This window comes from Comamonas sp. C24C (assembly GCF_053345995.1).
The window spans coordinates 736,664-745,648 of record NZ_JBKFBC010000001.1 but is presented as its reverse complement, the minus strand read 5'-3'; the positions used below and the strand labels follow the sequence as shown (position 1 = coordinate 745,648).

Below are 8,985 nucleotides of genomic sequence, written 5' to 3'. Positions count from 1 at the left end.
TTCGCGGCCGCCTGATGGAGCTGCTGGCCAAGCACTCGCTGACCGAAACCGACGCCGATCTGGCCTTCATCTGCGGCATGTTCTCCATGCTGGACCGCATGCTGGGCATGCCCTTGCCTGCGGCACTGGCACTGATTCCGGTATCCGAATCGGTGTCCGCCGCCCTGCTGCATCACGAAGGCATTCTGGGCGAGCTGCTGATGCTCACCAAGGCTTGCGAGAGTCATGACCAGGAGCAGTTCGACCGCAGCGCCTGCAGCCTGGAGCTGGAGCACCGGGACATCAATCACGCACATCTGCAGGCGCTGAGCTGGACGGAGTGTCTGTCCGAGTGACGGCGCTCCCCCACCCCACACCCAAGCGATAACCGACATGGATACCTCTGACACAAACGCCTCTTCACCGGCTGCCAGCCCCGTTACAGACAAGGACGAGGCCAATATGGCCAGCATTGCGCGCCAGGCCATCGTCGATGAAAAACGGGATGTGTATGGCTACGAGCTGTTTGACCGTTCGGTGGCACATAACGCGCACACCGCGGCATCCGATGCGGCACTGCTGTTCAACGCCCTGTCCTATGCCGGCGCCGAAGCCCTGGTGGGCAAGAAAACGGTTTTCATCAACTGCACCCATGACAGTCTGAGCGGCGGCCACCTGGAGCTGATTCACCCCGACCGCGTGGTACTGGAGGTGCCGTCCCTGCCCGCCGAGGCCACGCAGGAAAACATCGAAGCCTGCCTGCCTACGTTCGCAGCCCTGCGCCAGCGCGGCTTTCGCCTGGCCTTTGACCAGAACCTGCTGCGCCGCAACTATGCGTCCTGGCTGCCCATGGCCTCCTTCGTCAAGCTGGACATGCAGAGCTTCGCGATCGAGCATGCCGAAAAGCTGGTGAAGTTTGCCCAGACCTATACACGTGCCCAGATCGTGGCCGAGAAGGTCGAGACGTCCGAGCAGTTCGAGCATATGCTGGGCCTGGGCGTGAAGCTGTTCCAGGGCTACTGGTTCGCCCAGCCCCAGCTCGTGCAGGCGCGCACCATCCGCCCCACGCAGACCACCATCATCCAGCTCATCAACCTGGTGCGCCAGCAGGCCAGCACGGAAGAGATCGAAGAGCTGCTCAAGAAGGACCCCACGCTGTCCTTCAACCTGCTGCGCTTCATCAACAGCTCGGGCTTCGGCCTGTCCTGCGAGATCACCTCCTTCCGCCACGCGGTGATGATTCTGGGACTCAAGAAGCTGTTCCGCTGGGCAGCCCTGCTGCTGACCACCTCGCGCGCCGGCGGCACACCGCCGGCAGTGGGCCAGACAGCCGTGGTGCGCGGCCGGCTCATGGAGCTGCTGACCGCCGAGCTGCTGCCACCCGAAGAATGCGACCACGCCTTCGTCGTGGGCGTTTTCTCGCTGCTCGATGTGATGCTGAGCCAGCCCATGGCCAAGGCCCTTGAATCCGTGGCGCTGCCCCAGTCCGTGGTCGATGCACTGGTACACAATCAGGGCGTTTTTGCGCCCTTCCTGGATCTGACGCGCGCCTGCGAGTCGGGCGACGAAGCGGCTTTTGCCCGTGCGGCCAATGCACTGCAGCTGTCCAACCATCAGGTCAACTGGGCCCATCTGCAGGCACTGAGCTGGGCCGACAACCTCGCCAGCGAAGTGATCTGAGCCAGTCCGCCTGGCGACACTTCAGTGCGCTTGATGCGCACAAGGACAAAGGGCTTGCGGCCGATGTGACCGCAAGCCCTTTGTCATTGCAGAGTGTCCCGATCAGTTGGTCTGGATGCCTGCAGCCTTGATGATCTGGGCGTTGGACCTGGACTCGGCCTCGATCTGCTTGGCAAAGTCCGCAGCCTTGCCACCGGTAGGTACATTGTCCGTGGCCTCCAGACGCTGACGAATCTCGGGCAGCGCCAGCGCCTTGTTCACCTCGGCATTCAGTCGAGCCAGCACGGCAGCGGGCACACCCGCAGGAGCGAAGATGCCGAAGACCGATGTGGTGTTGGCGTTCTTGTAACCCAGCTCGGCCAGCGTGGGCACCTGAGGCAGGGAGTCCAGACGCGTCGGAGCACCCACGGCCAGGGCCTTGAACTTGCCGGCCTTGATATGCTGCATCACGGCCGGGCCGGCATTCGTGGACAACACCTCGAACTGTGCGCTCAGCCCGTCATTGAGCTGCTGGCCGCCGCCCTTGTAAGGCACATGGGTGATCTGCACCTTGCCCTGATCGGCAATCTGCTCGAGCATGATGTGACCCAGCGACGCCAGACCGGCTGTGGCCCAGCGCACGTCGCCGGGATGGGCCTTGGCCTGGGTCATCAGCTCGGGAAAGCTCTTGGCAGTCAGGCGGGTGGTGCCCAGCAGCAGCACGGGCGAGTACATCACGCTGACCACCGGAACGATATCCTTGTGCGGATCGAACAGCGGCTTGCCCAGATGGGGACTCAGCGTCAGCGGGCTGATGGACGAAAAGCCCAGCGTGTAGCCATCGGGGTTGGACTTGGCGACCTGATCCAGGCCAATCGCGCCACCCGCACCGGCCTTGTTGTCGATCACCACCGACTGGCCCAGCGACTGCGACAGCTTTTCACCCAGAGCACGGGCCACCACATCGCTCACCCCCCCGGCAGGATAGGACACCACCAGACGAATGGGACGGCTGGGCCAGCCAGCCGCGTCGGCTTTGTCGGCCGCCTGGACATTCAGGGACAAGGTGGCAGGCAGCACGGCTGCCAGGGCACAGGTCAGCATGCTGCGACGCAGAAAGTTAGTCATCACTCGAAATCCAAAAATCAAGACCTGCATTTTTGACCAAAGTGAATTCCCAGGTTGATTTGAACGACGATTCGTCAATTCATTGGACAGAAAACATCAAAATAAAACTTCAAACATTCAAATAGACCAACACTGCAGCTGGCCAGCGTCTTGGTCGGCATGCCGCAATGACGGCCGCAAGCCTTGCCGCTAGACTGCAGCCATCACCACAGAGAAAGCACCCATGGCAGAACAAAACCCTCTTTCACGTCGCTCCTTGCTGCTGCAAGGCGGTGCTGCGGGCGCTGCACTGGGCGCCATGGCCCTGCCCGCATCGGCCACGACCACGCGCAAGGCCTCGCGCCCCTGCGTGCTCGATGGTTTGCAACCCGCGGTGCTCACCATCAGCGGCCCCGGCGTGCAAGCCAATCGTGGCAAGCCTCAGCCCGTGGCGGACCGCATGCTGATCATGCATGGCTATCTGTTCGATGCAGCCTGGTCCTGCGGCATGGATGCGCTCAACAGCCTGGAGCAGCAGACGCTCAGGACCAGGCTTGAATACGACGAAGCCGAGCACAGCCTGCAAGGCCCGCTGCTGGAGCAGGTGCTGCAGGCCGCTGGCGTGGATGTGGGCCAGTCCATGGCTCAAGGCCTGCAGCTGACCTTGCAGGGCATAGACGGCTATCGCAGCCAGATACCGCTGGCCCAGGCCGTGCGCTGGCGCATGCTGATCGCCACCCAGCTGGACGGCGTGCCGTTGGCCATGGGTGGCGTGGGCCCGCTCTGGGCCATTTTTGCTGCCCATCAGATTCCGGAGCTCGGCCAGTTGCCGGTCAAGCAACGCTTTCCTGCCGCCGTCTGGGGGCTCTACCACCTGCAGTTGGCCAGCCCGGCTGCCTAGGCCTGCTCAGCCGCGCGGGTGATGCTCGGCGTGCAGGGCCTTGAGCCGCTCGCGCGCCACATGGGTGTAGATGGTGGTGGTGGAGATATCGGCATGTCCCAGCAACATCTGCACCACGCGCAGATCGGCGCCATGGTTGAGCAAATGCGTGGCAAATGCATGGCGCAGCGTATGCGGTGAGAGGGGCGAGCTGATCCCCGCGATCTGCGCACATTTCTTGACGATGACCCAGAACATCACGCGGCTCATGCCCGCGCCGCGCTGGGTCACAAACACCTCTTCGGTCTGCTGCCCTCCCAGAATCGCCGCTCGCGCCTGCAGCAGATAGCGCTCCAGCCAGTGCTGCGCCTCCTGACCGAACGGCACCATCCGCTCCTTGCGCCCCTTGCCCGTCACGCGCAACACGCCTGAGCGCAAGTCCAGCTCATGCATGCGCACCCCCACCAGCTCGCTGACGCGCAGACCACTGGCATACATCAGCTCCAGCATGGCGCGATCGCGCAGACCCAGCGCAGTCTCCACATCGGGTGCATCAAGCAGGGCCTCGACCTGCTCCTGGGTCAGGGTCTTGGGCGTGCGCGGCGGTTGTTTGGCAGCCAGCATGCGCACCGTGGGGTCGGCAGCGATGCGCTTTTCGCGCAGCGCCCAAAGAAAGTAGCGGCGCAGGACCGTCAGCCGCCGGTTCGAGGAAGTGGCCTTGGTGCCCTCCACTCGGGCCGTGAAGTAGCTCTGCAAATCCGCTTCCAGCGCTGCATCCAGCGCCTTGGGCGGCTGCAACTGCGCCAGCCAGCGCGCAGCCGCCGTCAGATCACGCCGGTAGGCGGACAAGGTATTGCGCGAAAGCCCGTCCTCCAGCAGCAGGGCATCGATGAACTCATCGAGGGCATCCTGACTCTGCGGCAAGGGCTGCGGCCAGTCCTCGGGAATCTGGGACTCGCGTGCTTTTTTAGGGGCTTCTGACATAGGGCTAGCGTACACGCTGTCGAGGAGTGCGCCGAGCTGAAATCAGCTCGGCGCACCATGAAGATCAGGGTCGGATACCGGCCATCGCAAGCGCTGAGCCTGCTTCAGCTGATACCGGCTGATGGGCCATCGAAAGCCTCCGCCAGGAACTGCGCAACCGCTCTCACCCTGGCCGTGCGCTGAAGATCGGGATGCATGACCTGCCAGACTTCATAGTCGTTCGGGCGTCGGCGTTGCGGCCAGATACGCACCAGGCCTTCCCGCTCCCCCATCCACAACGGCATTTCCCCAATCCCGATGCCTGCCGCAACCGCCCTGCGCACGAGGAGACTGGAGCGGACCGACATGGCAATCTTGGCCTGACGCGCAGGCACCCCGGCCATGCTCAGAAACGGACTCTGCTCCAGATAAGGCCCGTATGCGACCAGATGGTGACCGCGCAACTCGTCTTCAGGGGCGGGCTCGCCAAAGCGAGCCAGATAGCTCGTGCTTGCGAACAGCCCCACAGGCCACGAAGCCACACGGCGAACCACCAGCTCCGGGGTATCAGGCCTGACGTTGCGAAAAGCAATATCCGCCTGCCGGCGACCGAGGCTGAGCAACTGGGTGGAGACTTCCAGATCCACGCGGATATTCGGCCAGTGCTGCTGCAAACGCTCGACAGCGGGCAACAACAGGTCAATGGCGATGGAATCGGTGCTTGTCACGCGCACCAGACCGCCGGGATTTTCATCCTGTCCCTCGATCTTGGTGCGCAAGTCCAGGGCTGCACTCTCCATACGCCTTGCCGCAGCCAGTGCCACCTCGCCAGCGGCCGTGAGCAGGTATCCATCCTTGGCGCGCAGAAACAGCTTGGCTCCCAGCTCGGACTCCAGCGCATTCAGGCGTCGCCCTACCGTTGCCTGATCAATGCCCAGGCTGCGCGCTGCGGCCCGCAATGAGTGCGTGCGGCTCAGGGCGAGAAAGATGCGGGTATCGTCCCAGTTCATGGCTCAACAGTTGATGCAAATTTGCATCAATGTAGAGCGAAATCGCTGCATTGCAAACAAAGCTTTGCGTCGTAATCTTCAGCGCTCAAAGATATTTCGAGAACGACCCATATGCCCACCTTTTTGACAGACTCCATCCCCGCCGCAAAGCCCGCCACCATGCAGGCCATTGTTTTTGACGACTTTGGCGGGCCCGAGGTGCTGGTGCCCCGCGAGCTGCCGGCTCCTGAGCTTCGTCCCCACGACTTGCTGGTACGCAACGCCTCCATCGGCGTCAATCGTGCCGACCTCTATCACCGCAAGGGAGCCTACGGTCGAGCCTCCTTTGGTGACGCAGACACCATGGGCCTGGAGATCGCCGGAACCGTGATCGAGGCCGGCCCCTTGGTGCAGGGCTTCTCCGTAGGCGACCGGGTCATGGGTATCGTGGGCGGCGGCGCTTATGCCGAGATTTCGCGCATAGACCACCGCATGGCGATACATGTCCCTGGGAATTTGGAGCTGGTGGATGCCGGTGCGATACCCGAGGTGTTCGTGACCGCACACGAAGCCCTGTTTCATCTGGCGGGCTTGTGCGCCGGCGAGTCGGTGCTGATCCATGCGGCAGCGGGTGGTGTCGGATCGGCTGCCGTTCAGCTTGCACATGCTGCGGGCGCCCGGGTTTTTGCGACGGCCAGCGGCGACAAGCGCGAAGCGGTCCTGGATTTCGGAGCCGATGTCTTCATCGACTATCGCAGCGAGGACTTCCAGACCGTGGTGGCCCAGGCCACCGACGGCAAAGGCGTGGACGTCGTGATCGATTTCGTCGGTGCCCCCTACCTGGAGCCCAATGTGCGATCGCTGGCCGTCGGCGGGCGCATGGTGATGGTGGGCCTGCTGGGCGGCTCCCAGGGCGCTGCATTGCCCATGGACCTGGTGCTGTACCGCCATCTGCGGATCTTCGGAACCGTGATGAAATCACGCTCGCCCGAAGTCAAGCAGGCGATGGTCCAGCGCTTTGCCCAGCGATGGCTTGGCGCATTGGAGAGTGGAGCGATACGGCCCGTGATCGATAGCTCCTTCGCTTTGGCAGACGCTGCCCAGGCGCACAGGCACATGGAGTCCGGGGTCAGCATCGGCAAGATTCTGCTGCTGCCCGGAAACGGCAAATAAAAAAACAAAGCCCGAATGGCCTCGACGGCAATTCGGGCTTGCGGCGTCCGCCACTGCATCAGCAGCGGATCAGCTGCTTAGTCCAGTGTCAGCTTCTGCTTGGCCACGACCTGCTTGTAGGTTTCGTACTCTTCCTTCAGTTCCTTGGCGAATTCCTGAGGCGAGTTGCCCACCACCAGCGAGCCGGTGTCTTCGATGCGCTTCTTGACTGCGGGGTCCTGCAGCACCTTCTTCACGGCGGCGTTGATCTTTTCGACCATGGCCTTGTCCATGCCCTTAGGGCCCAGGATGCCGTAGGAAGCCATGCGATTGACCTGGGGCAGACCCACCTCCTTGAAGGTGGGCACATCAGGCAGCACAGCCAGACGCTGGGGAGCGGCCACGGCGATGGCCTTGAGGCGGTTGTCCTTGATGAAAGGCAGTGCCGAAGGCAGGTTGTCCAGAATCATGGGGATCTGGCCGGCAACCGCGTCGTTCAGGGCCGGGCCCGCGCCGCGGTAGGGCACGTGGGTCATCTGGATGCCGGTCAGCGATTTGTACAGCTCCATCAGCATGTGCTGGATACCACCCGTGCCGGACGAGCCATAGGAGTACTTGCCGGGATTGGCCTTGAGTTCAGCCTCGAAAGCCTTGTAGCTGGCCGCACCGGGGAACTTGGGATTCACGGCGATCACATTGGGCGTGGCCGCAATGTTGATGATGGGCGTGAAGTCGGTCAGCGGGTTGTAGGGAGTCTTGGGGTTGATGGCCGGATTCGTGGCCATGGTCGACAGGGTGGAAATGCCCAGGTTGTAGCCATCGGGCTTCTGACGCGCGGTTTCCTGTGCACCGATGACGCCGCCGCCACCGCCCTTGTTGTCCACCACCACGGACTGGCCCAGCTCCCGACTCAGAGGTTCGGCAATCACACGCGCAATGATGTCGGTCGTGCCGCCTGCGGCGAAGGGCACCAGCAGCTTGATGGGCTTGGTGGGGTAATTGGCCTCGGCCATCACGCCGGTGGAAAAACCTACAGTTGCCAGAGCCATTGTCAGGCCCATGCACATACGACGATTCATGAAGGGGTCTCCCTATGAGTTCTGAAATTAACGGTTGATAGTACGTGCCGCAAAAAACCCGACATATTCTTGTTAGCCCTGATTTATCAGTAATTACCCTAGATTCATGCCGTTTCCTTGAACTGCATCAAGCCTGGATACAAAGCGGCCAAGTGGCGACAGCAAGTACTACCAGATAGAAACTTGGTGACAGGTTTCTCCCAGCAAATTCGCAACCGGCTCTATGCTTGCGGGCCGTGAACTATCTAGAACTGCTTTTCCCCGATTTCGCGCTCATCGTGCTGGGCTATGTGCTGTGCCGCTTCACGCCCATCAATCGCAGCGTCTGGCAACCAGTGGAACAGCTCGTCTACTACCTGCTGTTTCCGGTGCTGCTGTTTCACTCCATCACGCGCAACCCCATCCAATGGGGCGAGGCCAGCCAGTTGCTGGCCGCTGGCGTGCTGGGAGGCCTGCTGGGCATTGCGCTGACCTACAGCCTGCCGCACCTGCCGTTTCTGGGTCGACGCATCGATGCCCGCAGCTATGCGGGTGCAGCGCAGGTGGCGTTTCGCTTCAACTCGTTCATCGCACTGGCGCTGGTTTCACGCCTGGCAGGGCCCGACGGACTGCTCTATGTCTCAGTGCTGATCGGCGTGTCCGTGCCGCTGTTCAATGTGGCTGCGGTCTGGCCCATGGTGCGCGGCAGCGGCCAGCATTTTGTCGGGCATCTGCTGCGCAACCCACTGATCATCGCCACCGTCAGCGCACTGCTGTTCAATGCCGCCGGACTGAAGATTCCAGCACTGCTGGAAGCCCCCGTGGCCCGTATTGGCGCAGCCTCGATTGCCCTGGGCCTGATGGCCGCCGGCGCCGGCCTCAAGCTCAGCGCCCTGACCAGCAACAAGCTGCTGGCAGGCGAGCTGCTGCTGATACGCCATGCCATCCAGCCGCTGATCGCCTTTGCCATGGTGCGGCTGTTCCAGCTGAACCAGCCGCAGGCGATTGCGCTGATGGCGTTCTCCAGCCTGCCCACGGCCTCGTCCTGCTATGTGCTGGCCGTGCGCATGGGCTATGAGGGCTCGTTTGTGGCCAGCCTGATTTCACTGTCCACCATGCTGGGCATTCTCAGCCTGCCCTTCGGGCTCTGGCTGATCGGAATCTGAATTTGATAGCTGCCTGCGCTTATGGGGTAATC

The 8,985-nt window shown here is 62.4% G+C and carries 8 protein-coding genes and 1 pseudogene; 5 read left to right on the top strand and 4 right to left on the bottom strand.

Features of this window, described 5'->3' with window-relative positions:
• Both ACLBXN_RS03390 and ACLBXN_RS03385 read left to right on the top strand, forming a co-directional pair.
• A pseudogene (locus ACLBXN_RS03390) lies at positions 1 to 335 on the top strand (EAL and HDOD domain-containing protein); the annotation flags it as partial.
• A 37-nt stretch (positions 336 to 372) separates the two neighbouring features.
• Complete coding sequence (locus tag ACLBXN_RS03385; protein ID WP_447611135.1) at positions 373 to 1,659, top strand: EAL and HDOD domain-containing protein; 1,287 nt, start codon at positions 373 to 375, stop codon at positions 1,657 to 1,659.
• 102 nt (positions 1,660 to 1,761) lie between these two features.
• Here ACLBXN_RS03385 and ACLBXN_RS03380 read toward each other — a convergent pair whose 3' ends face one another.
• Entirely contained in the window at positions 1,762 to 2,766 is a 1,005-nt protein-coding gene (locus tag ACLBXN_RS03380; protein ID WP_447611134.1) for a Bug family tripartite tricarboxylate transporter substrate binding protein, read from the bottom strand.
• 223 nt (positions 2,767 to 2,989) lie between these two features.
• Between ACLBXN_RS03380 and ACLBXN_RS03375 the strand changes: the two genes are divergently transcribed.
• Positions 2,990 to 3,646 carry a Twin-arginine translocation pathway signal gene (locus ACLBXN_RS03375; protein ID WP_447611133.1) on the top strand — a complete coding sequence of 219 codons (657 nt, stop codon included), beginning with the start codon at positions 2,990 to 2,992 and terminating at the stop codon, positions 3,644 to 3,646.
• Between the two features lie 6 nt (positions 3,647 to 3,652).
• On the opposite strand, the gene xerD is transcribed toward ACLBXN_RS03375, so the two are convergent.
• Both xerD and ACLBXN_RS03365 read right to left on the bottom strand, forming a co-directional pair.
• The gene (gene xerD, locus ACLBXN_RS03370; protein ID WP_447611132.1) at positions 3,653 to 4,609 is read right to left on the bottom strand and encodes a site-specific tyrosine recombinase XerD; all 957 of its coding nucleotides are present in this window, start codon (positions 4,607 to 4,609) and stop codon (positions 3,653 to 3,655) included.
• A gap of 104 nt (positions 4,610 to 4,713) precedes the next feature.
• A complete protein-coding gene (locus tag ACLBXN_RS03365; RefSeq protein ID WP_447611131.1) occupies positions 4,714 to 5,598 on the bottom strand; it encodes a LysR family transcriptional regulator in 885 nt (294 codons plus the stop codon).
• Positions 5,599 to 5,709: 111 nt separating this feature from the next.
• Here ACLBXN_RS03365 and ACLBXN_RS03360 point away from each other — a divergent pair, with 111 nt between their 5' ends.
• Entirely contained in the window at positions 5,710 to 6,750 is a 1,041-nt protein-coding gene (locus ACLBXN_RS03360; RefSeq protein ID WP_447611130.1) for an NAD(P)H-quinone oxidoreductase, read from the top strand.
• 77 nt (positions 6,751 to 6,827) lie between these two features.
• Here ACLBXN_RS03360 and ACLBXN_RS03355 read toward each other — a convergent pair whose 3' ends face one another.
• Positions 6,828 to 7,808, bottom strand: a complete 981-nt coding sequence (locus ACLBXN_RS03355) for a tripartite tricarboxylate transporter substrate binding protein BugE (RefSeq protein ID WP_043006323.1) — start codon at positions 7,806 to 7,808, stop codon at positions 6,828 to 6,830.
• A gap of 236 nt (positions 7,809 to 8,044) precedes the next feature.
• Here ACLBXN_RS03355 and ACLBXN_RS03350 point away from each other — a divergent pair, with 236 nt between their 5' ends.
• Complete coding sequence (locus tag ACLBXN_RS03350; RefSeq protein ID WP_447611129.1) at positions 8,045 to 8,953, top strand: AEC family transporter; 909 nt, start codon at positions 8,045 to 8,047, stop codon at positions 8,951 to 8,953.
• Positions 8,954 to 8,985: the final 32 nt, after the last annotated feature.

Excerpts from the sequence above, each read along its gene's own strand:
- ACLBXN_RS03385 (WP_447611135.1), top strand. The coding sequence starts at position 373 with ATGGATACCTCTGACACAAACGCCTCTTCACCGGCTGCCAGCCCCGTT.
- ACLBXN_RS03380 (WP_447611134.1), bottom strand. The coding sequence starts at position 2,766 with ATGACTAACTTTCTGCGTCGCAGCATGCTGACCTGTGCCCTGGCAGCC.
- ACLBXN_RS03375 (WP_447611133.1), top strand. The coding sequence starts at position 2,990 with ATGGCAGAACAAAACCCTCTTTCACGTCGCTCCTTGCTGCTGCAAGGC.
- xerD (WP_447611132.1), bottom strand. The coding sequence starts at position 4,609 with ATGTCAGAAGCCCCTAAAAAAGCACGCGAGTCCCAGATTCCCGAGGAC.
- ACLBXN_RS03365 (WP_447611131.1), bottom strand. The coding sequence starts at position 5,598 with ATGAACTGGGACGATACCCGCATCTTTCTCGCCCTGAGCCGCACGCAC.
- ACLBXN_RS03360 (WP_447611130.1), top strand. The coding sequence starts at position 5,710 with ATGCCCACCTTTTTGACAGACTCCATCCCCGCCGCAAAGCCCGCCACC.
- ACLBXN_RS03355 (WP_043006323.1), bottom strand. The coding sequence starts at position 7,808 with ATGAATCGTCGTATGTGCATGGGCCTGACAATGGCTCTGGCAACTGTA.